The organism is Serratia sp. TSA_105.2 (assembly GCF_052692115.1).
In genome coordinates, this window is the sequence record NZ_JBQZFT010000009.1 from 73,040 (window position 1) to 95,596 (window position 22,557).

Consider the following 22,557-nt stretch of genomic DNA (forward strand, 5'->3'; position numbering starts at 1 on the left):
GGCTCTGTCCCGGTGTTTAAGAAGAGCTGTAGGTGTTGTTGAGTCAGAGGTTCAGTCTTGCAGCAAGATGACCGCACACTCGTTGTTACCGGTATCATGATACCGGTAACAGAATAAGCACCGGAACCGGGTAAGCGGCTAAAATTCGCGTTCTGGGACAGAGATCAAACTTATGCCGGCAATGAGCGGCGGGCTTACAGGCGGGATAACCCGCGCGCCTCAGGGCGCGCTGCAAAAAGAAAGGGTGTTAAAACAGAACGTTAAAATGGCTCAGATACTGCCGCCGGGGATCACGGTGAAACCGACGTCCACCATGCGCGGGCACACCGTTTCGCCGCGCAGCCGGGCCAGCAAGCGCTCGGCACCGATCTGCCCCATGCGTTCGCGCGGTGTCAGCACGCTGGCCAGCTTCGGCACCATCACCTGGCCGATATCATGGCCGTGGAAACCGGCGATCGCCATGTCCTGCGGGATCGACAGCCCCTGCCGCTGGCACTCGAAGGCCGCACCGATCGCCAGGTCGTCGTTGGTGCAGAAGATACTGTCGATCTGCGGATAGTCGCGCTGCGCCAGGCGCAGCAGCTCGCCGCCGGCGGAATAGGAGGAAGAACGCGCGGTCATGATGCTGTACGGCTCCAGGCCGGATTCGCGCATCGCCTGCTCATACCCCTGCTGCTTGATGAGGGTACGCTCATCCTGACGGGCGCCGAAATAGACCACGTGACGGTGGCCGTGCGCGATGATCTGCTGGGTCATCTGGCGCGCCGCCTCGAAGTTGTTGAAGCCCACCGCCAGATCGATGCACGGCGAGACGCAGTCCATCAGCTCCACCACCGGAATGCCCGCCACCTCGATCATTTTCATGGTGCGCGGCGTGTGATGGCGCTCAGACAGGATCAGGCCGTCGATATTGTAAGAAAGCAGCGAGGTCAGACGCTCTTCTTCACGCTCCGGCAGGTAGCCATAGTGCGCCAGCATGGTCTGGTAGTTGTGCGCGTCGGTAACGCTTTCGATACCGCGCAGCACTTCGGCGAACACCTGGTTGGTCAATGACGGCAACAGCACGCCAATCGCCCGGCTGGTGGCGTTGGAGAGGATGTCCGGCGCGCGGTTGGGGATGTAGCCCAGCTCATCCAGCGCGACGGCGATTTTTTGCTGCAGGGCGGCAGAAACCTGGTCGGGATTGCGCAGATAACGGCTCACCGTCATCTTGGTCACGCCCACCTTATCCGCCACATCCTGGAGTACCGGCCGTTTTTTCTTCATTATCAATGAACTGACTAACCGTGAATGGGCAGTCATTTTAGCAAAAAAAACGGCGGGCCGATATTGTCGGTTATGCGACGGTCAACGCAAAAAAGGGCTCACATCGTGAGCCCTTCATACGGTGACAAAGGGGAAAAAGCGTGGTTTTTCCCCTTTGTGATTGTCAGCCGAAAATCAATAAATTGATTTTCCTTGTTTTTATATGCTGCCGGCTTTCAGTCGGGCAACGTCATCAGGCTTGTCGTTAACCTCAATGGCTCACATCGTGAGCCATTGAAATTTACCGCTTAATCACACCGGCGGCAGATCGAACAGCAGGATTTCGCTCTCTTCGTCGGCCTGAATCGTCAGCGCCGATTCATCCCACACTGCGAATGCGTCGCTGATGCCGGCGGCCTCGCCGTTGACCGAGACTTTGCCGCGCACCACCTGGATCCAAATGCGACGGCCGGCGGCGATCGGATACTCACCCTGTTCGCCTTTATTCAGCGCCCAACGCGACAGCGTCATATCCTGGAACACCTTCAGCGAACCGTCGCGCGCATCCGGCGACAGCACCAACTGACGGCCCTGCGGCGCGTCGAACATGCGCTGCTCGTAGCGCGGCTCCAGCCCGACCTGATCCGGAATGATCCAAATCTGGTACAGGTGCAACGGACGATCCTGATTGGCGTTGTACTCGGAGTGACGCACCCCGGTGCCCGCGCTCATGATCTGGAATTCGCCGGCCTGGATCTGCTCCTTGTTGCCCATGCTGTCCTGGTGTTCCACCGTGCCGCTCAGCACATAGGTCAGGATTTCCATATCTTTATGCGGGTGGGTACCGAAACCCTGCCCCGCGTCGATCACGTCTTCGTTGATCACACGCAGCGCCGAGAACCCCATAAAGTTCGGATCGTAGTAGTCGGCAAATGAGAAGGTGTGCCAGCTATCCAGCCAGCCATGATTGGCGTGGCCGCGGTCTTCCGCTTTACGTACATAAATCATATTCAACTCTCCTCAATGTTTTTTTACAGTCTAGTCCTGCGGGCAGAATAAGAAAGCGTAAAAAACTCATGCCTCTGTTCAAAAATTTCGATGGAATGAAACGACGGATGGGCAACGGATTTGTTGAAGGCGGAAGCGGTGAAAAAAGGGCAAAAAAAAAGCCAGCACCCGAGCTGGCTAAGTAAACACTGGAAGCAATGTGAGCAATGTCGTGCCTTCGCAGCGAGAGTATCAAGGGTTGATGCCCTCCCCGGAACGCATCGCAATAATAATCATTATCATTCGCACCTGTAAAGCGTTTTTTTTGACCCGTTCAAATAATATTGACTCAAGGCAGTAAACGGATAAATTCAGAGGTTATTCAACCGGTAAGCAACAGGAGCAGCGAGATGAGCGAGATCGTGATACGCCACGTGGAAACGACGGATGCGCAAGCCCTGCATCATCTTTATTCTCAAACGCCCGTCTATCGCGATACGCTGCAGCTCCCGCTACCATCCGTCGAGTCCTGGCAGAAGCGCCTCGCCAATCCCGAACCGGGTACGCATAATCTGGCGGCCTTCATCGACGGGCAGCTTGCCGGCCAGTTGGCCGTCATGCTGAATCAGCGCGTGCGCCGCCGCCATGCGGCCACCTTCGGCATCGGCGTCGATCCGCGCTACCACGGCAAAGGCATCGGCAGCCGGCTGATGCAGGCGATGATTGATCTGTGCGACAACTGGGCGGCCATCGAGCGCATCGAACTGACGGTGTTCACCGACAACCCGGCGGCCATCGCGCTGTACCGCAAATTCGGTTTCGAGATAGAGGGCACCAGCCGCGCCTATGCCATGCGCGACGGTGTGCTGGTCGACGCCTACCATATGGCGCGCTTGCGCTCCGGGCAGCCGCACGGCGATGCGTAATCGTCCCCACCCGCAGGGGCCGCTGCGCCGGCCCCTGTGCATCAACCGCCGAACCTTTTTACAAGCGCTGGCCGGCCTGACCGCCGCCGCCGGCATATTCTCTCCTCTCACCCCATTAGGTGCCGCTATGCCAACTTCCGCCGCCGGGCGCCCAGGCGCCCGCAACCTGATTACCGATGTGCCGGGCCTGAAGGTCGGCGTGGCGCAGGACAGCCGGGTGCGTACCGGCGCGACGGTTATCCTGCCGGACAGACCGGCGATCGCCGCCGTGGACGTGCGCGGCGGCGGCCCCGCCACCCGGGAAACCGACGCGCTGGGTGAAGACAATTTGGTGCAGACCGTCGATGCGCTGACGTTCAGCGGCGGCTCGGTTTACGGCCTGGCGGCGGCGGACGGCGTCGCAGCCTGGCTGGGGCAACAGGGCCGAGGCTACGCGCTGCGCCCGGCCCCCGGCGTACCGGTCTCCCCTATCGTGCCCACCGCCTGCCTGTACGATCTGGCCAACGGCGGCGACAAAAACTGGCAGCTCACGCCGCCGTATCGCCAACTGGGCATCGATGCGGTCGGCAAGGCCGGATTGGACTTTCCGCTGGGCTCCTTCGGCGCCGGCTACGGCGCCATGACCGGCATGGGCAAGCTGAAAGGCGGCCTCGGCTCGGCATCTATCATTGCCGCCAATGGCGCTACCGTCGGCGCACTGGTGGCGGTCAACAGTTTGGGTGCGGTGGTCGCACCCGGCACCCGCGCCTTCTGGGCGACCCCCTATGAAATTGACGGTGAATTCGGCAACGGCGGCGCAGCGGCGCTGGCTCAACTGCGCGCGCAGGGCGAAGACTGGATGGAACAAGAGCCGCAGGGCGGCAGAAAGAACACCACCCTGGCCTGCATCGCCACCGATCTGGCGCTGACGCGGGTGGAGTTGAAACGGGTGGCCATCATGGCGCAAGACGGCATGGCGCGCGCCATCCGCCCGCTGCACAGCCCGTTTGACGGCGACGTGGTGTTCGCCCTGTCCACCGGGCAACGCGAGGTTCAGGGCAGCCGTGAACTGGCGGTGCTGCAAATCGGCGCGCTGGCGGCGGACACCCTGGCCCGGGCGATCGCCCGTGGCGTGCATGCCGCCACGCCGTGGCCGGGCAGCCAGGTCGCAACCTGGCAAACGCTCGGCGGCTAACACGCCGCCATCAAAAAAGGGGCGCCGGTGGCGCCCCTCGATCTTTCTTGACTCGCCGCTTAAATGCCGGCGGTATCCCGAATATAGCGGCGCGCTTTCACCGCATACTCGAACGGGTTGGCCAGCGCCGGATCCTGCTCGGCCTCCACCACCATCCACCCTTTGTAACCACGCTCATCCAGCAGCTTGAACACCGGCCTGAAGTCGATCACGCCATCACCCGGCACGGTGAAGGTGCCCTTCTTCACGCCATCGAGGAAGCTCAGCTTGTTGGCTTTTACTTCCGCCACCACCTCATCACGCACGTCCTTCAGATGGACGTGGTTGATGCGCGGCAGATACTTCTCCAGGATCGCCATCATCGCCTGCTGGCTGCCTTCCGAATAGTAGGCGTGTCCGGTATCGAACAGCAGGTAAACGTCGTCGTTGACCATGCTCATGTAGCGATCGATTTCGGCCGTGGTCTGAATGCCGGTGCCCATGTGGTGGTGCAAACACACCTGCATGCCTTTACCGGCGGCGATCTTCGCCAGCTCGTTGTAACCGTCGGCCACGCGCTGCCACTCTTCATCGCTGAAGTACGGCTTCTCTTCGAATACGCCTTTGGTGGTGCCCTGAATGCTCTTGCTCTGCTCGGAGCAGCCGATCACCCTGGCGCCCATGGCATGCAGGAAATTCATGTGGTTGATAAATTCATCGATGGTTTTGTCTTTCTGGCCGTCGGCGAAAAAGGTGCTGAACCAGGCATTGCAGATCTGGATGCCGCGAATGTCCAGCATCGGTTTCAGCACCGCCGGATCGCGCGGGTATTTGCTGCCCACTTCGCTGCCGGTGAAGCCGGCCAGCGCCATTTCGCTGACGCACTGCTGGAAGGTGTTTTCCTTGCCCAGATCGGGCATGTCGTCGTTGGTCCAGCCGATTGGCGCGATGGCCAATTTCACGTTGTCTTTATTCATGGTCTGCCTCGGTCCTTGGAGGGCCGCCGGTGCAAATGCCGCCCGGCGAGCCGAATAAGATTATTTGCCCAACAGCTCTCTTTCGATGCGCTCTCTGGTCGCCACCGCCTGGCTCGGCATCTTTTCCGGGTAGCCGAACAGCGAGGTGCAGATGATCGATTCTCCGCCGACCTTGAAGCTGCGGTTGGCAAATTCCATGTCGCGCAGCGTCTGGAACAGGGCGTCGAAATTCACCTCGCCTTCGCCGATGCCGACGTGCTGATGCACCGCAGCATCAACGCCCGGCGGGTTGACGATATAACGGCAATGCTTGGTGTGATTCATGGTATCGGCGATCAGCACGTGGGAAAGATCGTCCCCGGCGTACTGCAACATGCCGGCCACGTCACCCTGCCCCTTGTCGTAGTAGAAGGTGTGCGGCACGCTGTAGAGGTATTTGACGTGGTCGCTGCGCAGCGATTTCACCAGATCGGCGGTTTCGTTGCTCAGCTCACAGAAGTCCCACGGATGCGACTGGATCTCCATACGGATGCCCTCGCGCTCGACGATCGGCAGCAGCTCCTCCATCGAGCGATACCACAGCTCCTCGCAGATCTCCGGTTCGTTGGGGTTGCCCGCCAATTCGGTGTTGATCACCTGCACGCCCATTTCCACCGCGATTTCGATCATCCGCCGCCAGTTTTTGACCGCCGCCTGACGGCGATCTTCCCCCGGCCCGGACCAGCGATACACCACGATAAATGAGGAGATCTCCACGCCGGTCGCTTTCAGGGCGTTTTTATACTCCGCCATGATTTCGCGGCTGGCCTTCGGATGCTTGTAAAACGGGTTGATCTGCGGGTGCGGCGACTGCTCGATGTATTTGTAGCCCCAGTCCGCCACCTGTTGAACCATTTTGGTGACGCCCAAATCCCGTATAACGTCGACATCAAAAGCGATCTTCATGGTCACTCCTCTGCAATCGTGGGTGCGTGGTGCAAGCCGGTTATTTGTTGTAAAACGCCGGGCGCGCCGGCAGGGTCACCGGCACGATTTCGCCGCTGAGCTGGGCCGCCACGCAGGCGTCGGCGGTCACCGCGGCGGCGTAACCATCCCAGGCGGAAGGCCCGGTCAGCTTGCCCGCGGCCACGTCGTTGATGAAGCCCTGCAGCTCGACGTCATAGGCGTCGATAAAGCGATCTTTCCAATCGGTCAGGATTTCGGTCGACAGGCGGGCGCCGCTGCGCATCTGCACCGAGGACGGCTCCGGCAGTTTGGCGATGCCGGTTTCCCCCACCACTTCACACTGAATGTCGTAGCCGTACTGGCAGTTGACGAAGATTTCGACGTCGATGCGCGTACCCTTGGCGGTTTCAAACAGCACAATCTGCGGATCTTTCAGGTGCGGGAACGCCTTCGGGCTCTTACGCGGGAACACCACCTGCACCGACACGTAGTCATCGTCAAGCAGCCAGCGCAGCACGTCGATTTCGTGGATCAGGGTGTCGGTGATCGCCATATCGGTGGTGTAGGCCTCGCCGACCGTCGGGTTGCGGTGCGCGCAGTGCAGCATCAGCGGTTCGCCGATCTGGCCGCTGGTCAGCACCTGTTTCAACGCGCGATAGCCCTGGTCATAAGGGCGCATAAAGCCGACCTGCACCAGCCGCTTGCCGTGTTTCGCTTCGGCATCGACGATGTTTTTGCAGCCCTGCGCGGTCACCGCCAGCGGCTTCTCGCAGAACACCGGTTTGCCGGCGGCGATGGCCGCCAACACGAACTCTTCGTGGCTCGGCCCCCAGGAAGTGACCAGCACCGCCTGCACGTCGGCGGCCTTGATCAGATCGTGGCCGTTGTCATACACCCGCGCATCCAGCTGCAGATCGCTCACCACCTTGGCGGCGTTGTCGCGATTGATGTCGTTCACCGCCACTACGCGGGCGCCCTGCAACACTTTGCTGCAGCGACGGATATGATCGCGGCCGATGGCGCCGGTGCCGATAACCCCAATGTTCAATGTCATTTTCGCTACCCTCTGGAAAGTGTGTTGTGTTCGAAAACGAATCAGTAATCGCGCGCCTTATCGATGTTTTCCTGCAGCTTGCGCGCCACTGCGACGATTTTCTCGCTGTCGGCCACCTGAGCGCCGCCCACGCGCCACCAGCTGAGATACTTGTGCACCATGGTCTTCGGCAGCACCTTGATGTCCAGCAGCGTGGACACGGTCTGCCTGCGGGCGTCGGCCAGCGCATCGAGCAGCTGCTGCTCGGTGGTGACACGATAGGTTTTACAGCCGTAAGCCGCCGCCAGCATGGCGAAATCGACCGGCACCAGTTTGCCGTCGAGCTTGCCGCCCTCTGGATTGCGGAAGCGGAATTCGGTGGTGTAGCTGTCCATGCCGTGTTCCATCTGCAAATTATTGATGCAGCCGTTGGTCATGTTGTCGAACAGCACGACGTTGATCTTGCAGCCTTCCTGAATCGAGGTGACCAGTTCGGAATGCAGCATCATGAAGGCACCGTCGCCCACCATCGCGTACACTTCGCGCTGCGGCTCGGCCAGCTTGACCCCCAGCGCGGCGTTCACCTCGTACCCCATGCAGGAGTAACCGTATTCCACGTGATAACCCTGCTCGCCGCGGTTGTGCCACACCCGCTGCAGATCGCCCGGCAGGCTGCCGGCGGCGGCGACGATCACGCTGTCCGCCGGCAGCTCGCGATTCAGCACCCCCAGCACCCGGCTCTGGGTCAGCGCGGAATCGGTCTGGGCGATAAATTCGGCGAACACCCGCTCGCGATCGAGGTGATCGTCGATCTCCGGCACAAAGCCTGCGCCGCCGTATTCCACCGCGTAAACACGCTCGGTCTCTTCACGCTGGGCACCGCGCGCCACGGCGATGGCGTCGCCCCAGCCTGCGCGATAATCAGCCTGCGCCAGTCGCGCGCCCAGTTCGCTCAGGGCCTCGCGGGCGTCCGCCAGCACCTGCACGCCGTCGAGCTTGCCGGCGTCAAAGGCGCTAACGTTGATATTGAGGAAGCTGACGTCCGGGTGTTGGAACAGCCATTTGGACGAGGTGGTGAAATCGGTGTAACGGGTGCCGACGCCAATCACCAGATCGGCCTGCCGGGCCAACATGTTGGCCGCCAGGCAGCCGGTTTCGCCGATGCCGCCGAGGTTGAATTCATGGTCGCTCGGCACCGTGCCTTTACCGGCCTGGGTCTCGGCGAACGGAATGCCGAAGCGCTCGGCGAATTCGCGCAGCGCCCGCCCGGCCTGCGAGTATTTCACGCCACCACCGCACACCAGCAGCGGTTTGCGCTTGGCGGTCAGCAGCGCCAGCGCGTCCGCCAACATACCGTCGGTCGCCGGACGGCGATCGAGCCGATGCACGCGTTTTTGGAAGAAATAGTCGGGATAGTCGTAGGCTTCACCCTGCACGTCCTGCGGCAGACACAGCGTCACCGCGCCGGTATCCGCCGGATCGGTCAGCACGCGCATCGCGTTGATGCAGGCGCTCATCAGCTGTTCCGGCCGCACGATGCGGTCCCAGTATTTGCTCACCGCGCGGAACGCGTCGTTGGTGCTGATGCTGAGATCGTAAGATTGTTCGATTTGCTGCAGCACCGGATCCGGCTGGCGGGAAGCGTAAACGTCGCCCGGCAGCAGCAATAAAGGAATGCGGTTGGCGGTCGCGGTGGCCGCGGCGGTGATCATATTGGCTGCGCCGGGGCCGACCGATGAAGTGCAGGCGTAGATCTGCCGGCGCAGTTTCTGTTTGGCGAAACCGATCGCCGCATGGGCCATGCCCTGCTCGTTGCGGCCCTGATGCACCCGCAGATCGCCGCTATCCTGCTCCAGCGCTTGCCCCAGCCCCAGTACGTTGCCGTGGCCGAAAATCGCGAAAATGCCCGCGACGAATTTGGTTTCCACGCCATCGGCCAGCAGATACTGGTTATCGAGGAATCTGACGAGCGCCTGCGCCATGGTTAGCCTGATCTTGCCCATTTACTCTCACCCTTTAGATTGAGGGCCGCCCCGGAAAGGGCTCGCGCCGAGCCGACAATCCCGTGTTTGTATTACGCGGCGGCAGCTATTATCTTGAGCAGGCGATGCCCGCTGCTCACGAAGTCGACAACCTGAAACGTGAAGCGATTATAAACAAATATATTTTTCATAAAATCACGTTACAGAAGAAACATTTCATTTTGCGATAAAGATCGCATATTGCATGAAAAGCCCGTTTCATCTCGTGATTCAGCTTTCACTGGCTTCGCGCCGCGCACCAGCCGATAGAAGCCGTTAGCACACGAGCTGACAGCCCTTTATCCTGACCTAACCCCCCTTTTCTGCGCGCGCCCGGTCGCCGTCTTATGGCCGCTTCATCGGCTTTTCCCGTTCCCCTGCCGATGTTTTAAATGCATCACATTTTCGGGGTGTAAATTTCATTCTATATTGAAATTGAAATTTTCATTCTCCATACTGACCACATGCTTCCTGCAGGGCGCCACGCTCGGGCCGCCGCCGGAGTTTTGCTTAAACAGAAGGAAACGGGTATGGCTACACAAGAAAAACAGCTTGATGTCATTTGTCTCGGGCGCATCGCCGTCGATTTCTATGCTCAGCAGATCGGCGCGCGGCTGGAAGACGCCGGCACATTCGCCAAGTACCTCGGCGGCTCTTCCGGCAACGTGGCCTACGGCACCGCCATTCAGGGGTTAAAATCCGGCATGCTGGCGCGGGTCGGCGACGAGCACATGGGCCGCTTTCTGCGTGAAGAGCTACAGCGCGTCGGGGCCGATACCCGCTGTCTGATCACCGACAAACGTCGGTTAACCGGCCTGGTGATCCTCGGCATCAAGGATCAGGAAACCTTCCCGCTGATCTTCTACCGCGAAAACTGCGCGGACATGGCGCTGACGCCGGACGACATCGACGAGGCCTACATCGCCTCCGCGCGCGCACTGGCCATCACCGGCACGCACCTGTCGCACCCGAACACCCGCGCCGCGGTGCTGAAGGCGCTGGAATACGCGCGCCGCCACGGCCTGCGCACCGCGCTGGACATCGATTACCGCCCGGTGCTGTGGGGGCTGACGTCGCTGGGCGACGGCGAAACCCGCTTTGTGGAATCGGACCAGGTCACGCGCGAGCTGCAGGAGGTGCTGCACCATTTCGATCTGATCGTCGGCACCGAAGAAGAGTTTCATATCGCCGGCGGCAGCACCGACACGCTGGCGGCGCTGAAAAACGTGCGCCGGGCCACGGCGGCCACGCTGGTGTGCAAGCGCGGCGCGCAGGGCTGCTCGGTGTTCGAAGGAGAAATCCCCGAAGACTGGGCGCAGGTGAAGCTGCACGCCGGCGTGCGGGTTGAAGTGCTGAACGTACTGGGAGCCGGCGACGCCTTTATGTCCGGCCTGCTGCGCGGCTACCTCAACGATGAGGGCTGGGATCAAGCCTGCCGCTACGCCAACGCCTGCGGCGCATTGGTGGTCTCGCGCCACGGCTGCGCGCCGGCCATGCCGACCAAGCGGGAGCTGGATGACTATCTGCAGCGTGAACAACAGGTCACGCGCCCGGACCGCGACGCACGCCTGAACCACCTGCACCGGGTCACCACCCGCAAGCAACAGTGGCCGGAGCTCTGCGTGTTCGCCTTCGATCACCGCAAGCAGCTGGCGGACATGGCGCGCGAAGCCGGCGTCGGCGAGGAACGCATTCCGCGCCTGAAAACCCTGCTGCTCACCGCGGCGCAACAGGCTGCCGCGCAGGCCGGGCTCAACGGCAATAGCGGCATTCTGGCCGACACCACCTACGGGCAGGCGGCGCTGAACGAGATCACCGGCCAGGGATGGTGGATCGGCCGGCCGGTGGAGCTGCCCAGCTCGCGCCCGCTGCGCCTGGAGCACGGCAATATCGGCTCGCAATTGATCGACTGGCCGCAGGAGCACGTGGTGAAGTGCCTGGTGTTTTACCACCCGCACGACGCGGCGGAACTGCGCCTCGAGCAGGATGAGCTGATCGCCGACGTCTACCGCGGCTGCTGCAAATCCGGCCACGAGCTGCTGCTGGAGGTGATCCTGCCGGACAACAACCCCGACAAGGACGAACGCCATTACCTGGAGATGATTGAACACTTCTACCGGTTGGGCATTCAGCCGGACTGGTGGAAACTGCCGCCGCTGAGCGCAGAAAACTGGCAGCAGGTCGGCGCGCTGATCGACACCTACGATCCCTACTGCCGCGGCGTGCTGATCCTGGGGCTCGACTCCCCGGAGGCGGTGCTGAAGGCGGGCTTTGCCGCCGCTGCGGATGCGCGCTGGGTGAAGGGTTTCGCCGTCGGCCGCACCATCTTCGGCCAGCCTTCGCGCCGCTGGCTGCAGGGTGAAATCGACGACGCGGCCCTGATCGAGCAGGTGAAACAAAAATACCTGACGCTGATCGGTTTCTGGCGCCAGTACCGTCCGCAGGCGAGCGGCGCGCACTGACAGCGAGCGCAAGTTCACGTCCCCTTAAGGCCATTTCGCCGCTTTAAGGGGATTTTTTTGCCCCTTTTCTGTGAAGTCGCGCAATGAGCGATCGAATAAATCGCTTTTTGAGGAAATGAAATTTCCGCTCCGTCTGTTAAAATACCCTGTCAATATTTCAGGCGTCAGGCCAATGCGCCTTCACCCCACTGCGAGCCGAATGGATGAACAACCCAACTCAACTTTCGCTGTTACAGGACGAGATTCGCCACCGTTATGAAACGCTGAGCAAGCGTTTGAAACAGGTGGCGCGCTATATTTTGGATAACAGTAACAGCATCGCTTTCGATACCGTTGCCTCCATCGCCGCACAGGCCAGCGTGCCGCCTTCCACCCTGATCCGTTTCGCCAACGCCTTCGGCTTCAGCGGCTTCAACGAAATGAAGCAGGTGTTCCGTCAGCATCTGATGGAAGAGACGGTGAACTATACCGAGCGCGCGCGCCTGTTCCGCCAAACCTCCACCGACGACAACGTCGCGCCGGAGAAACCGGCGGAAATTCTCAACGTATTCACCATGGTCAACGCGCAGGCGCTGCAGCAGCTGGCGATGCAGATCGCCCCCGAGCAGCTGGATCGCGCCGTCGAGTTGCTCAACAACGCCGAAAATATCTACGTGATCGGCCTGCGCCGTTCGTTCAGCGTCGCCTCCTATCTCACCTATGCGCTGCGCCATCTGGAGCGCCGCGCGTTTCTGATCGACGGCCTGGGCGGCATGTTCACCGAACAGCTGAGCATGGTAAAACCGAAGGACGTGGTGATCGCCATCAGCTATTCGCCGTACGCCCGCGAAGCGGTGGAACTGGTGGAACTGGGTGCCAAGCGCGGTGCGCAGCAGATCGCCATCACCGACAGCCAGGTCAGCCCGCTGGCCGCCTTCAGCGACGTCTGTTTCGTGGTGCGCGAAGCGCAGGTGGATGGGTTCCGCTCGCAGGTGGCTTCGATGTGCCTGGCGCAGACGCTGGCGGTCTCGCTGGCGCTGAATAACGCCCGGGACGAGTAAGGCTGGGGTGAACGCGCCCGACAGGCTCGGGCGCGGCGGGATTATTGCAGCAACAAATAGCGGTAGAGCGCGCTTTCCAGATCCTGCTTCATGCTGATGAAAAGCAGAATCTCCACCGTCTGGCCGTCGTAGTCATAGATGACGCGGTATTCGCTATCGGGATCCAATCGCTCGTGCAACCGTACCCCCATGCCCGCCAGCACGGCGTTGAAGCGGTAGCGGGCAGGATCGTCGGCAATTGCCGCAAGGGACGATAGCAACAGATTGTCCACGAACACCCCGGCTGCGGCGGCCCCTATCGTTCCGCTCTTGTAAGACTCGATGTCTTTCAGGCTCCATTCCGCCGCCGGCGCGACGGTAAAACGTATTTCCTTGGGCATCCTGCACCTCGGGCCTATTTCCGCGCGTCGCGCAGCCGCTGCAAGGTTTCTTCGGGCGACAGACCGCGCTGATTTTTAATCTCTTGCTTCGCCATCATAGTCAGTTTCAGCAACGCGTTGGACTGGCGCTCCAGATTGCGTTCCCGAATTTCGGCCTCTCTCTCAGCCGCCGTTTGCACAAACAGCTCAGCAACACCATTTTTTGTGACGTAAACCCCGCCTTCAAACAGATCGGGCGAACCTAACCCTTCGCGCGCCGCTTTTTGGGACATGGTAGTCGTCATGGTTTTTCCTCCTGCGCATAGGCAATCACGCTGTATCACAGCGGTTCTTTGGATTCACTCAGCCGGGGAGCGATCGCGTGCGGACAGGTTATCATTTGAACAAGATGGAGGGCAAATTTAGGTCAAATTTATACCCTGATAAAAAGAAAGCCCGGCAAGCCGGGCCTCAAGCGCTTATTGCGCGGCGGGATAGGCGTCGCCGTTAATCCAGGCGTGGTCTTTTTCCCAGGTGAATTTCCACTGCCGCACCGGCCCGGCCATCACGTTGAGGTAATAGTTGTCGTAACCCGCCAGGGTCGCCACCGGGTGATAACCGCGCGGCACTTTCACCACGTCGCGATTGTAGACCGGCATGCACTCGTCGAGCGTGCGATCGTCGGTATAGACACGCTGCATGCAGAACCCCTGCTCCGGCTGAATACGGTGATAATACGTCTCTTCGAGATAGGTTTCGTCCGGCGAGTCTTCCCGATCGTGCTTGTGGCTCGGGTAGGAACTGGTGTTGCCCTCGTCGGTGTAAACTTCCACCACCAGCAGGCTGTCGGCCGGCTCGCTGTCCGGCAGAATGTTGTGCACCAACCGCTGGTTACGCCCCTTGCCGCGCCGCTCCACGCCGATATCCGCCGGCGTGATCAGCCGTGAAGGCAGGTGGCCGCTGCCGGGCGCGCTGCACACCGCCAGCTCCAGATCGGTTTCTGCCCGCACGTCGATGCGATCGTGATGCGGCACATACACCGCGTAAGGCGGCGTGCGCTCGAACGGGCTCATGCGCTTGCCGATATGCGGGTACTCGGCGCGCAGCGTGGCGACGGAGGCGATACCGGCCACCAGCACCAGGCACAGCTCCTTATCGCCGCACTCAAGCTGCAGCGACTGCCCGGCGGCCAGGCGATAAACGTCAAAGCCGACATAGCGCCAACCGGCATTTTCCGGCGTCACGTGCTGGATGCGCCCTTCGGCGTTCGGCGTCTGACATTTGGCAAGCAGTGAAGACATCTCGATTCTCCTGTTAATGATTCGTGCAAAGGCCGCTGCCCCGAAGGAGCAACGGCCTGGCCTGAATATGACAGCGCTTAACCCAGCGTCGGCATGCTGAATTCGGACACCGTCTGCTGCCCGGCCGGCCAGCGCGCGGTGGCGGTCTTCATGCGCGTGTAGAAGCGCACGCCATCGGTGCCGTGTACGTTCAGCGCGCCGAACACCGAGCGCTTCCAGCCGCCGAAGCTGTGGAACGCCATCGGCACCGGTACCGGCACGTTGACGCCGACCATCCCGGCCTGCACTTCTTGCACGAACTGGCGCGCGTAGTGGCCGCTGCCGGTGAAGATGGCGCTGCCGTTGCCGAACTCGTGGCCGTTCACCGTGTCGATGGCGGTACGGTAGTCCGGCACTCGCACGATGCCCAGCACCGGCCCGAAGATCTCTTCACGGTAGATGCGCATGCTCGGTTTCACATGGTCGAACAGCGTGCCGCCGACGTAGTAGCCTTCAGGGTAGCCCGGCACCTGATAATTGCGGCCGTCGGCCACCAGGGTCGCGCCTTCTTCCACACCCAGATCGATGTAGCCCAGCACCTTCTTCTGGTGGGCGGACGACACCAGCGGCCCCATTTCATTCTCTTCGCCGCCCTGCTGCAAGCCCGGCCCGACGCGCAGCTGCGCGATCAGTGGCTTCAATTTGGCGATCAGTTTGTCGGCGGTATCGTCGCCGACCACCACGGCGATCGGCAACGCCATGCAGCGCTCGCCGGCGGAGCCGAACGCGCCGCCCATCAGCGCGTTGACCGTGGCGTCCAGATCGGCGTCCGGCATGACGATCGCCTGGTTCTTCGCCGCGCCGAAGGCCTGCACCCGCTTGCCGTGCGCGCTGGCGGTGGTGTAGATATGTTCCGCCACGGTGGAGGAGCCGACGAAGCTCACCGCCTGAATGCGCGGATCGGTGCACAGCTGCGCCGCGTCTTCATTGGCGCAGTGCACCACGTTGAACACGCCGTCCGGCAGGCCGGCTTCTTTCAGCAGTTCCGCCAGGCGCACCGATGCGGAAGGCACCAGCGCCGGCGGCTTGAGGATGAAGGTGTTGCCGCAGGCCAGCGCGATAGGGAACATCCACATCGGCACCATCGCCGGGAAGTTGAACGGGGTAATGCCCGCCACCACGCCCAGCGGCTGCATCAGCGAGAAGCTGTCGACGCCGCTGCCGACGTCCGACGAATACTCGCCCTTGATCAGATGCGGGATGCCGCAGGCGAATTCGACCACTTCCATGCCGCGCGTCAGTTCGCCCAGCGCATCCGAGTACACTTTGCCGTGCTCGCTGACGATAAGCTCGGCCAGCTCGTCGCGGTGCTGTTCCAGCAGCGCCTTGAAATTGAACATGATGCGCGCACGGCGCAGCGGCGTGGTGCGCGACCAGTCGGCAAACGCCCGATGGGCCACATCGATAGCCTGCTTGACTTCGGCGGCGGTGCTCTGCGTGACGCGCCGCTCAACCTGCCCGCTGGCCGGGTTGTGCACGTCGACGGTTTGATTGCTGCTGCTCAGGCACACCTGCCCGCCAATAAAGTTACCCACGGTTTTCATGTCACGCCCTCTTTTCAAGTCCGCTGTCGCCTGGCCACACGCCGGCGGCGCGGCGTTAATCGTCCCGCTCGCCAAACCCCGTCGGCAAGCCGGCTAAATCCTGACCGGATGCAGCAAACTCTATTTCATTGAAAAAAAAGTTTCAAATAAATTGTTTTGAAAAATTTGTTTTTAGTGCGTGAGGTCGCAATTTTGCGGTGTCGATCGGATTAGCACTTTCATTAGCGTGCCAGGGAAAGCGCAACGACGGCGGAGAAAACAAGGGTAATACACACTGACTTTGCTACAGAAAGCCCGCGCCGCGCCAGCGCTGTCGTCGTTATCGCCCGCCCCCGTTCGCCCAAGGTGCCCGAATCGCTCGCGACGGTTTTTTTTGAACTGGATCTAAAAATCAATATTCCATTATTCACTAATTATGAAATAAATGTTCTTGTTTGTTCCAGCATTTATCGACGACATCGCCTTGATGACAGGCACGGTTCACACCCTTCCGCTCGCCCTCTTCCCGACACCCCAACCGTGCGGACGGAAGCCAGGATAAAAATCGGAGCAACACATGTCATATCAGCGTAAGCACAATACCGGCTACATATTGCGAATTTGCGGCATCGCCGCCCTGGGCGGCATTCTGTTTGGTTACGATACCGCCGTGATCTCCGGCGCGATCGAAGCGTTGAAAACCTATTTCAGTCTCAGCCCGGCCGAAACCGGTTGGGCAGTCTCCAACGTGGTGATCGGCTGCGTAGTCGGCGCCTTTGCCGCCGGGCCGCTGGCGGCGCGCTGGGGCCGTAAAAAGGCGCTGATGCTGGCGGCGCTGCTGTTCACCGTGTCCGCCGTCGGCGCAGCCTTGGCCCCGACCTTCACCTGGTTCGTCATCTACCGCATCATCGGCGGGCTGGCGGTCGGCATTGCCGCCACCGTGTCGCCGATGTACATGTCGGAAGTGTCGCCGAAGGACATGCGCGGGCGGGCGCTCAGCATGCAGCAGTTCGCCATTGTGTTCGGCCAGATCGTGATTTTCTACGTCAACTTCAAAATCGCCAGCATCGCCAGCGAAGCCTGGCTGGTGGAAATGGGCTGGCGCTGGATGTTCGCCTCGGGCGTGATCCCCTGCATTCTGTTCTGCATCCTGGTGTTCGTCATTCCTGAATCACCGCGCTGGAACGTGATGATGGGCCGCGACGATCAGGCGCTGGCGATGTTGACCAAGGTCTCGAACGCCGCCCACGCGCAGAATCTGCTGAAAGAAATCAAAGACTCGCTGCAGCAGGATCAACAGCAGCAGCACCGGAAGCTGAACTACGGCGATGTGCGGGTGCGTTTCATCCTGTTCGTCGGCTGCATGATCGCCATGCTGCAGCAGGTGACCGGCGTCAACGTGATGATGTACTACGCGCCGGTGGTGCTGAAAACCGTCACCGAAAACGCGCAGGAAGCGCTGTTCCAGACCATCTGGATCGGCGTGCTGCAGCTGGTCGGTTCGGTCATCGGCGCCATGCTGATGGATCGCATGGGCCGCATTCCGCTGATGCGCTACGGCACGCTGGGCGCCATCGCCGGCCTGCTGCTCACCTCGTACGCGCTTTACACCCAGGCCACCGGCTATTTCGCGCTGTTCGGCATGCTGTTCTTCATGGTGTTTTATGCGCTGTCCTGGGGCGTCGGCGCCTGGGTGCTGGTGTCGGAAATTTTCCCGAACCGCATGCGCGCGCAGGGGATGAGCATCGCCGTCGGCTGCATGTGGGTCGCCAACTTCGCGGTGTCGCAGTCGTTCCCGATGATCAACGACCACCCTTACCTGTTCTCGCATTTCCACGGCGCCTTCCCGATGTGGATCTTCGCCGCCTGCTGCCTGTTCAGCTACTGGTTCATCGGCCGCTATATTCCGGAAACCAAAGGCGTTTCGCTGGAAAAAATGGAGCAGGTGGTGCTGGCCAAACGCCACCGCCACCCCCTGCCCGACGGCAAGCCGCTGCCGCTGGAAAACGGCAAATCCTGATCTCTCAACCCTGACCGCTGGAGTAATGCCTCATGACCATTGCGCTGGACCGCTTCTGCATTAACCGCAAGATCGCGCCGAATCTCGATCTGGACAGTTTTTTCCGCCTGGTGAAACGCTGCGGGCTCAGCAAAGTTGAGCTGCGCAACGACATGCCCAGCGGCAAGGTGACCGACGATCTGAGCGACGCGCAGCTCAATGCGCTCGCTGCGCAATACGGCATAGAGATCGTCACGATCAACGCCCTCGGCATGTTCAATCGGGTAGACGACCCGGCGGCGCTGCTGCAGCGCGCCGAAGCATTGCTGGCGCAGGCGCAGGCCATCCACAGTCGGGCGCTGGTGCTGTGCCCGCACTGCAGCGCCGACGACATGCGCAGCGAGCAGCAAAAACGGGACGACACCCTCGCCGCGCTGCAGCTGCTGGCGCCGCTGTTTGCGCGCTATGGCGTGCAGGGATACGTCGAGCCCCTGGGCTTCGGCATCAGTTCGCTACGATCGTCGCTGCTGACCCAGGCGCTCATCCGCGATTCGGGCGCGCCGTACCGCATCGTGCTCGATACTTTCCACCACTACCTGAGCGGCGTGACGCAGGCCGACTTCGACGCGCAAATCCAGGTGGCGCAGATCGGCCTGGTGCATCTGTCCGGCGTGGAGGATGGGCGGGATAAAAGCGCGCTGAGCGACGAAGAGCGCATCATGCTGAGCGAGGGCGATCGGCTGGAGAGCCGCCGTCAGGTACAGAATCTGGAACGCCTGGGCTACACCGGCGTTTATGCCTTCGAGCCCTTCTCTTCGCAGCTGGACGGCTGGAGCGAGGCGGATATCGAACGGGAAATCCGCCAGAGCATCGCCCTGCTGCAAGAGTAAAAAAAACGGCCTCCGCGGAGGCCGTTTTTCATGGCGTTACTTCAGGTTGCCGACCACCAGTTGGTGGCGCTCGTTGTAAAACTTACGGTAGGCCAGATAGCAGGCGATGATGGTCGACAGGCTGGCGGTAGACAGCAGCATGAAGGTCACCATAATCTGGTATTTGATCGCTTTCACCGGGTCGATGCCGGCGAAGATCAGCCCGGACATCATGCCCGGCAGGCTAACCAGCCCAACGGTTTTCGCCGAGTCCACGGTCGGGATCAGCGAAGCGCGGATGCTGTCGCGGATCAGCGCCGCCGAAGCGAACTTGGGCGTCGCCCCCAGGCTGAGCATCTCCTGAATCTTCTGCTGCTCGCTTTTGAAACGCTGGCCGAGGTTGGTGTAGCACAGCCCCACGGCCACCATGGCGTTACCGGCGATCATCCCGGAGATGGGGATCACCTGCATCGGCGTAAATTCGATGGAGCCGGTCAAGACCAGCACCGCCAGCGTCAGCACCGCGCCGGTGGTGATGGCGATAAATGACGTCACGAACGCATGTTCAACGTATTTGCTGCGTTTCTTGGCGTTGTAGGCCGCGTTAAAGCAGATGAACAGCACCATCAACACGGTGAGCACCGCGTTATCCAGGTCGAAAATATACTTCAGCACGTAGCCGACGATGATCAGCTGCACCACCGCGCGGCAGATACTCCAGATAATGTCCTTTTCCAGCGCCAGCTTTTCCCGGTGGCTGATCAGGATGGCGACCACCACCAGCACCATCGACAAGCCTAAGGATTCGTTGGTGATGTTATGCTGATTCATGCTGTTGCTCCTGTTGTTCGGCGCCGTGCGTGCGCAGGGTGATCACCTCATCCGCATGCGCTATCTCTTCGGTATCGTGCGTCACCCACAGCACCGCCAGCCGGTGCTCCGCTACCAGCTGATGAACGATTTCGTTGACGTTGCGCTTGTTTTCTTCGTCCAGCGCGCTGGTGATCTCATCGAGTAACAGCACCCGGGGCATAAACTGCAGGTTGCGGATCAGGGACACGCGCTGCTTCTCCCCGCCGGACAGCTCATTGATGCTTTTGGTCAGCATGGCCTCCGGCAACCCAAAACGCGTCAGATCGGCCTGCATTTTTCGTTCATCCGGCGACTGCTGACGGATCTGGTAGGGCAGCGCCAGATTATCGTAAACCGTATTGCCGAACAGCGCCGGCGTCTGGAAGCAGTAAGAAACCTGCTTGCGATACGCCTCCGGCGACATCTCGCCGATCGCCCGTCCGTCGAAATAGAGGTTCCCGCTCGTCGGATTCATTAAGGAAGAGATGATTTTCAGCAGCGTGCTTTTCCCGCAGCCGGAAGGCCCGGTGATCAGTTTGAACTCGCCTTCACCCAGCGTGAAAGAGACGGAGTCCAGGATCACCTGGTTGTCTATTTGATAATGAATATCATCCAATCTCAGTATGTCTTTCTTTTCCTTCATTACGATGCCGGCTCCCTAAACCTGTTCCCGTCTGAGCGATAAGTATATGGCTGCAAAAAACATCTTAGCAATGCCTGCGCGGATGGCAGAGAGCGGAGAGGAGGATTGGCGGAGCAAAATGCCCCGCCAAATGATAAATTTAATTAATCATTAGCTGTAGGAATAGTCAAAAGCGACCGCCAGGGTCGAATCACTCTTTTTTTATCGATGCCTGTTCGTCGCCGCTGTACCAGCGTAGAGAATTGTTGATGCTGCGGTGGGTGCAGTGAACCTTGCCCTCCTTTTCCAGCGCCAGCAGCAGGGTTCGGGTGGTATAAATGTTTTCACCGCATTTATCCGCCAGTTCGCGCGTCTTCGGCCATTGCTCCGGCGGGGGATGATGGCCCCCGGCCCCTTCCACACGCTCCCTGCACAATCCTTGCAACACATCCAGCATCAGCGATTTTCTACTTTCAAACGTTTTCGGCACCTTGGCCATAGCATTCCTCCTGAGTGGTTACTGCTGAGCCCCCCGCTCATGGCTGCACGTCAGCGATGCGCAGGGGGATAAATCACGGCGGTGTCCGCGCAAACGGCGTTGTTCCGATAAAATAGACCTGGCGCTGTCGAACACCGCGAGAATGAATATTTATTAATGAATCCAACCTTTGCAGATAAAATGTCATGCATTGACCCTCGGATTTTTCACTAGGATTTTTCTGTGCAATTTTTTTCACGGTTATCATGGTACGAAGATGTTTAAACAATCCCATAACGAACCTTGAAGAAATAATTATCAACATCGTCAACGCATTCGCCTTACCTCTGCTAAAAGCATTAATCCCAGTAATCATTCCATTGATCATCCTTTCATTATCACTTAGGTCATTATTATATGATGAACATGGCATTTCCTGCCCTTTTCTGGTTAATCACAATGGGTTAAATAACATAAATGCGTCCAAAAAATAGCATCCGCTAAGAATAATCTTCCATCTGCTATATTGTTATTTTTTTGTTAAAACCAATTTGGCAACCCAGGAATTGGCGTTGGAACGCCATACGGACAACTAACCACACAAAATTATATAAAACAAATGCTTATGTTTTTCATTTTGTTTCATAAAGAAAATTTTTCAATGACCGTCAAAGCGTAATATTAGCAAAGCGATATTGCGCATTGTAGGGCAACAGCTATTCCAGTCGATCTAATATCTCGCATAACCTTATTTATACAGTGATTTATTCTGGATAATATTTACATACGATCTATTGGTTTTTGATCTTATATTTAACTTTTTCCTTTTGGTTTTATATTCTGAATTTGACTTATTTTAATAAAATCTATTCCCAAGCAATGCTATTGTTTGCAAGAATATTCCCAGCAAAACGCCATGCCGACATTCGGTTTTTAAAATCAAATAAAACCGACTAAACATCACATAACCATTTCGTTATTGAAAACAAATAACGAAGGGTGTGCGTATTGCCCAAAGCAAAAGGATCTGGCTCCCGTCGCAGCGCAGCTGACAAGGCGTTGCCGCTCTGCGGGGATTTAGGTGTGCTTTTCTTTTTATTTAAATACTCTCTACAGGAACCTGAGAAATGAAACTGAATAAATTAATGCTGGCGACCGTCATTGCTTTTTCCACCGCCTCCGTTGCACATGCGGCACCGACCCCGAACCAGGGCAGCGGCACCGTAACCTTTAGCGGTGAAATTATCGATGCGCCTTGCAGCATCACGCCGGACTCCGTCGATCAAACCGTCCCGATGGGCCAGATCAGCAGCCGCATCCTGGCCAAAGAAGGCAAATCCAGCGCCGAACCCTTCAGCATTGAGCTGAAAGACTGCGCGCTCAACACCATGAAAAACGTCAAGGTGACCTTCACCGGCACGCCGGATGCCGTCAACAGCAAACTGCTGGCGTTGAGCGGTTCCGCCAGCGGCGCGGGCATCGTGATTTACGACCAGTTGCACGCCAAGGACGTTGAGCTGGGCACCGCAACGGACGGCCAGGGCCTGAACGAAGGCAACAACGCCCTGAAATTCGCCGCATACCTGCAAGGCAACAGCGCTTCCGGCGCCGTCGTGCCGGGCAAGTTCACCAGCGTGGCGAACTTTACCCTGGCTTATCAGTAAGCCTCGTTGGGGATGCCGGCACGGGCATCCCCATGCTTAACGACGCCGGCTCCTGCAAAGGA

General features: G+C 59.5%; 21 protein-coding genes. 7 read left to right on the forward strand and 14 right to left on the reverse strand.

What is annotated here, in order from left to right; translation table 11 throughout:
• Positions 1 to 270 precede the first annotated feature (270 nt).
• Positions 271 to 1,266: a gluconate operon transcriptional repressor GntR gene (gene gntR, locus ACUTSC_RS20840; protein ID WP_445653533.1), complete on the reverse strand. Its 996-nt coding sequence runs from the start codon at positions 1,264 to 1,266 to the stop codon at positions 271 to 273.
• Between the two features lie 291 nt (positions 1,267 to 1,557).
• Positions 1,558 to 2,253 (reverse strand): pirin family protein, encoded by a 696-nt coding sequence (locus ACUTSC_RS20845; RefSeq protein ID WP_130018323.1) that lies wholly within the window; start codon positions 2,251 to 2,253, stop codon positions 1,558 to 1,560.
• Between the two features lie 389 nt (positions 2,254 to 2,642).
• Between ACUTSC_RS20845 and ACUTSC_RS20850 the strand changes: the two genes are divergently transcribed.
• Together ACUTSC_RS20850 and ACUTSC_RS20855 are read left to right on the forward strand one after the other, a co-directional pair.
• Positions 2,643 to 3,158 carry a GNAT family N-acetyltransferase gene (locus ACUTSC_RS20850; RefSeq protein WP_197773630.1) on the forward strand — a complete coding sequence of 172 codons (516 nt, stop codon included), beginning with the start codon at positions 2,643 to 2,645 and terminating at the stop codon, positions 3,156 to 3,158.
• A complete protein-coding gene (locus ACUTSC_RS20855) occupies positions 3,151 to 4,332 on the forward strand; it encodes a P1 family peptidase (RefSeq protein ID WP_197773629.1) in 1,182 nt (393 codons plus the stop codon). The genes ACUTSC_RS20850 and ACUTSC_RS20855 overlap by 8 nt, the downstream gene beginning before the upstream one ends.
• Positions 4,333 to 4,391: 59 nt before the next feature.
• Here ACUTSC_RS20855 and iolE read toward each other — a convergent pair whose 3' ends face one another.
• The 4 genes from iolE to iolD are packed head-to-tail and all read right to left on the reverse strand — an operon-like array spanning position 4,392 to position 9,269.
• Positions 4,392 to 5,288 carry a myo-inosose-2 dehydratase gene (gene iolE / locus ACUTSC_RS20860; protein WP_197773628.1) on the reverse strand — a complete coding sequence of 299 codons (897 nt, stop codon included), beginning with the start codon at positions 5,286 to 5,288 and terminating at the stop codon, positions 4,392 to 4,394.
• A gap of 60 nt (positions 5,289 to 5,348) precedes the next feature.
• The gene (locus tag ACUTSC_RS20865) at positions 5,349 to 6,233 is read right to left on the reverse strand and encodes a sugar phosphate isomerase/epimerase family protein (protein WP_004930845.1); all 885 of its coding nucleotides are present in this window, start codon (positions 6,231 to 6,233) and stop codon (positions 5,349 to 5,351) included.
• Between the two features lie 40 nt (positions 6,234 to 6,273).
• Positions 6,274 to 7,287 carry a Gfo/Idh/MocA family protein gene (locus ACUTSC_RS20870; protein WP_033649354.1) on the reverse strand — a complete coding sequence of 338 codons (1,014 nt, stop codon included), beginning with the start codon at positions 7,285 to 7,287 and terminating at the stop codon, positions 6,274 to 6,276.
• 41 nt (positions 7,288 to 7,328) lie between these two features.
• On the reverse strand, positions 7,329 to 9,269 hold the full coding sequence (gene iolD, locus ACUTSC_RS20875; protein WP_197768554.1) for a 3D-(3,5/4)-trihydroxycyclohexane-1,2-dione acylhydrolase (decyclizing): 1,941 nt from the start codon (positions 9,267 to 9,269) through the stop codon (positions 7,329 to 7,331).
• Positions 9,270 to 9,817: 548 nt separating this feature from the next.
• Here iolD and ACUTSC_RS20880 point away from each other — a divergent pair.
• A complete protein-coding gene (locus tag ACUTSC_RS20880; RefSeq protein ID WP_445653534.1) occupies positions 9,818 to 11,749 on the forward strand; it encodes a bifunctional 5-dehydro-2-deoxygluconokinase/5-dehydro-2-deoxyphosphogluconate aldolase in 1,932 nt (643 codons plus the stop codon).
• A gap of 203 nt (positions 11,750 to 11,952) precedes the next feature.
• The gene (locus ACUTSC_RS20885; RefSeq protein ID WP_004930856.1) at positions 11,953 to 12,789 is read left to right on the forward strand and encodes a MurR/RpiR family transcriptional regulator; all 837 of its coding nucleotides are present in this window, start codon (positions 11,953 to 11,955) and stop codon (positions 12,787 to 12,789) included.
• Positions 12,790 to 12,830: 41 nt separating this feature from the next.
• On the opposite strand, the gene ACUTSC_RS20890 is transcribed toward ACUTSC_RS20885, so the two are convergent.
• The 4 genes from ACUTSC_RS20890 to ACUTSC_RS20905 form a co-directional block, all read right to left on the reverse strand.
• Positions 12,831 to 13,169: a type II toxin-antitoxin system RelE/ParE family toxin gene (locus ACUTSC_RS20890; protein WP_049202849.1), complete on the reverse strand. Its 339-nt coding sequence runs from the start codon at positions 13,167 to 13,169 to the stop codon at positions 12,831 to 12,833.
• Positions 13,170 to 13,183: 14 nt separating this feature from the next.
• On the reverse strand, positions 13,184 to 13,453 hold the full coding sequence (locus tag ACUTSC_RS20895; protein ID WP_004930864.1) for a hypothetical protein: 270 nt from the start codon (positions 13,451 to 13,453) through the stop codon (positions 13,184 to 13,186).
• Between the two features lie 174 nt (positions 13,454 to 13,627).
• Positions 13,628 to 14,449 carry a 5-deoxy-glucuronate isomerase gene (iolB, locus tag ACUTSC_RS20900; protein ID WP_049202850.1) on the reverse strand — a complete coding sequence of 274 codons (822 nt, stop codon included), beginning with the start codon at positions 14,447 to 14,449 and terminating at the stop codon, positions 13,628 to 13,630.
• Between the two features lie 77 nt (positions 14,450 to 14,526).
• Positions 14,527 to 16,032 carry a CoA-acylating methylmalonate-semialdehyde dehydrogenase gene (locus ACUTSC_RS20905; RefSeq protein WP_197768559.1) on the reverse strand — a complete coding sequence of 502 codons (1,506 nt, stop codon included), beginning with the start codon at positions 16,030 to 16,032 and terminating at the stop codon, positions 14,527 to 14,529.
• 556 nt (positions 16,033 to 16,588) lie between these two features.
• Between ACUTSC_RS20905 and ACUTSC_RS20910 the strand changes: the two genes are divergently transcribed.
• Both ACUTSC_RS20910 and ACUTSC_RS20915 read left to right on the forward strand, forming a co-directional pair.
• Positions 16,589 to 18,031: a sugar porter family MFS transporter gene (locus ACUTSC_RS20910; RefSeq protein ID WP_443003280.1), complete on the forward strand. Its 1,443-nt coding sequence runs from the start codon at positions 16,589 to 16,591 to the stop codon at positions 18,029 to 18,031.
• Between the two features lie 32 nt (positions 18,032 to 18,063).
• The gene (locus ACUTSC_RS20915; protein WP_197768561.1) at positions 18,064 to 18,900 is read left to right on the forward strand and encodes a TIM barrel protein; all 837 of its coding nucleotides are present in this window, start codon (positions 18,064 to 18,066) and stop codon (positions 18,898 to 18,900) included.
• A 36-nt stretch (positions 18,901 to 18,936) separates the two neighbouring features.
• On the opposite strand, the gene fetB is transcribed toward ACUTSC_RS20915, so the two are convergent.
• From fetB to ACUTSC_RS20935, 4 genes are all read right to left on the reverse strand, one after another.
• A complete protein-coding gene (fetB, locus tag ACUTSC_RS20920; protein ID WP_033645324.1) occupies positions 18,937 to 19,710 on the reverse strand; it encodes an iron efflux ABC transporter permease subunit FetB in 774 nt (257 codons plus the stop codon).
• Entirely contained in the window at positions 19,697 to 20,374 is a 678-nt protein-coding gene (fetA, locus tag ACUTSC_RS20925) for an iron efflux ABC transporter ATP-binding subunit FetA (protein WP_197768563.1), read from the reverse strand. The genes fetB and fetA overlap by 14 nt, the downstream gene beginning before the upstream one ends.
• A 190-nt stretch (positions 20,375 to 20,564) precedes the next feature.
• Positions 20,565 to 20,852 (reverse strand): FaeA/PapI family transcriptional regulator, encoded by a 288-nt coding sequence (locus tag ACUTSC_RS20930; RefSeq protein WP_197768564.1) that lies wholly within the window; start codon positions 20,850 to 20,852, stop codon positions 20,565 to 20,567.
• 73 nt (positions 20,853 to 20,925) lie between these two features.
• Positions 20,926 to 21,207 (reverse strand): hypothetical protein, encoded by a 282-nt coding sequence (locus ACUTSC_RS20935; RefSeq protein ID WP_443003277.1) that lies wholly within the window; start codon positions 21,205 to 21,207, stop codon positions 20,926 to 20,928.
• Positions 21,208 to 21,958: 751 nt separating this feature from the next.
• On the opposite strand from ACUTSC_RS20935, the gene ACUTSC_RS20940 reads away from it, so the two are divergent.
• Positions 21,959 to 22,495, forward strand: a complete 537-nt coding sequence (locus tag ACUTSC_RS20940; RefSeq protein ID WP_049209131.1) for a fimbrial protein — start codon at positions 21,959 to 21,961, stop codon at positions 22,493 to 22,495.
• Positions 22,496 to 22,557: the final 62 nt, after the last annotated feature.

Excerpts from the sequence above, each read along its gene's own strand:
- gntR (WP_445653533.1), bottom strand. The coding sequence starts at position 1,266 with ATGAAGAAAAAACGGCCGGTACTCCAGGATGTGGCGGATAAGGTGGGC.
- ACUTSC_RS20845 (WP_130018323.1), bottom strand. The coding sequence starts at position 2,253 with ATGATTTATGTACGTAAAGCGGAAGACCGCGGCCACGCCAATCATGGC.
- ACUTSC_RS20850 (WP_197773630.1), top strand. The coding sequence starts at position 2,643 with ATGAGCGAGATCGTGATACGCCACGTGGAAACGACGGATGCGCAAGCC.
- ACUTSC_RS20855 (WP_197773629.1), top strand. The coding sequence starts at position 3,151 with ATGCGTAATCGTCCCCACCCGCAGGGGCCGCTGCGCCGGCCCCTGTGC.
- iolE (WP_197773628.1), bottom strand. The coding sequence starts at position 5,288 with ATGAATAAAGACAACGTGAAATTGGCCATCGCGCCAATCGGCTGGACC.
- ACUTSC_RS20865 (WP_004930845.1), bottom strand. The coding sequence starts at position 6,233 with ATGAAGATCGCTTTTGATGTCGACGTTATACGGGATTTGGGCGTCACC.
- ACUTSC_RS20870 (WP_033649354.1), bottom strand. The coding sequence starts at position 7,287 with ATGACATTGAACATTGGGGTTATCGGCACCGGCGCCATCGGCCGCGAT.
- iolD (WP_197768554.1), bottom strand. The coding sequence starts at position 9,269 with ATGGGCAAGATCAGGCTAACCATGGCGCAGGCGCTCGTCAGATTCCTC.
- ACUTSC_RS20880 (WP_445653534.1), top strand. The coding sequence starts at position 9,818 with ATGGCTACACAAGAAAAACAGCTTGATGTCATTTGTCTCGGGCGCATC.
- ACUTSC_RS20885 (WP_004930856.1), top strand. The coding sequence starts at position 11,953 with ATGAACAACCCAACTCAACTTTCGCTGTTACAGGACGAGATTCGCCAC.
- ACUTSC_RS20890 (WP_049202849.1), bottom strand. The coding sequence starts at position 13,169 with ATGCCCAAGGAAATACGTTTTACCGTCGCGCCGGCGGCGGAATGGAGC.
- ACUTSC_RS20895 (WP_004930864.1), bottom strand. The coding sequence starts at position 13,453 with ATGACGACTACCATGTCCCAAAAAGCGGCGCGCGAAGGGTTAGGTTCG.
- iolB (WP_049202850.1), bottom strand. The coding sequence starts at position 14,449 with ATGTCTTCACTGCTTGCCAAATGTCAGACGCCGAACGCCGAAGGGCGC.
- ACUTSC_RS20905 (WP_197768559.1), bottom strand. The coding sequence starts at position 16,032 with ATGAAAACCGTGGGTAACTTTATTGGCGGGCAGGTGTGCCTGAGCAGC.
- ACUTSC_RS20910 (WP_443003280.1), top strand. The coding sequence starts at position 16,589 with ATGTCATATCAGCGTAAGCACAATACCGGCTACATATTGCGAATTTGC.
- ACUTSC_RS20915 (WP_197768561.1), top strand. The coding sequence starts at position 18,064 with ATGACCATTGCGCTGGACCGCTTCTGCATTAACCGCAAGATCGCGCCG.
- fetB (WP_033645324.1), bottom strand. The coding sequence starts at position 19,710 with ATGAATCAGCATAACATCACCAACGAATCCTTAGGCTTGTCGATGGTG.
- fetA (WP_197768563.1), bottom strand. The coding sequence starts at position 20,374 with ATGAAGGAAAAGAAAGACATACTGAGATTGGATGATATTCATTATCAA.
- ACUTSC_RS20930 (WP_197768564.1), bottom strand. The coding sequence starts at position 20,852 with ATGGCCAAGGTGCCGAAAACGTTTGAAAGTAGAAAATCGCTGATGCTG.
- ACUTSC_RS20935 (WP_443003277.1), bottom strand. The coding sequence starts at position 21,207 with ATGATTACTGGGATTAATGCTTTTAGCAGAGGTAAGGCGAATGCGTTG.
- ACUTSC_RS20940 (WP_049209131.1), top strand. The coding sequence starts at position 21,959 with ATGAAACTGAATAAATTAATGCTGGCGACCGTCATTGCTTTTTCCACC.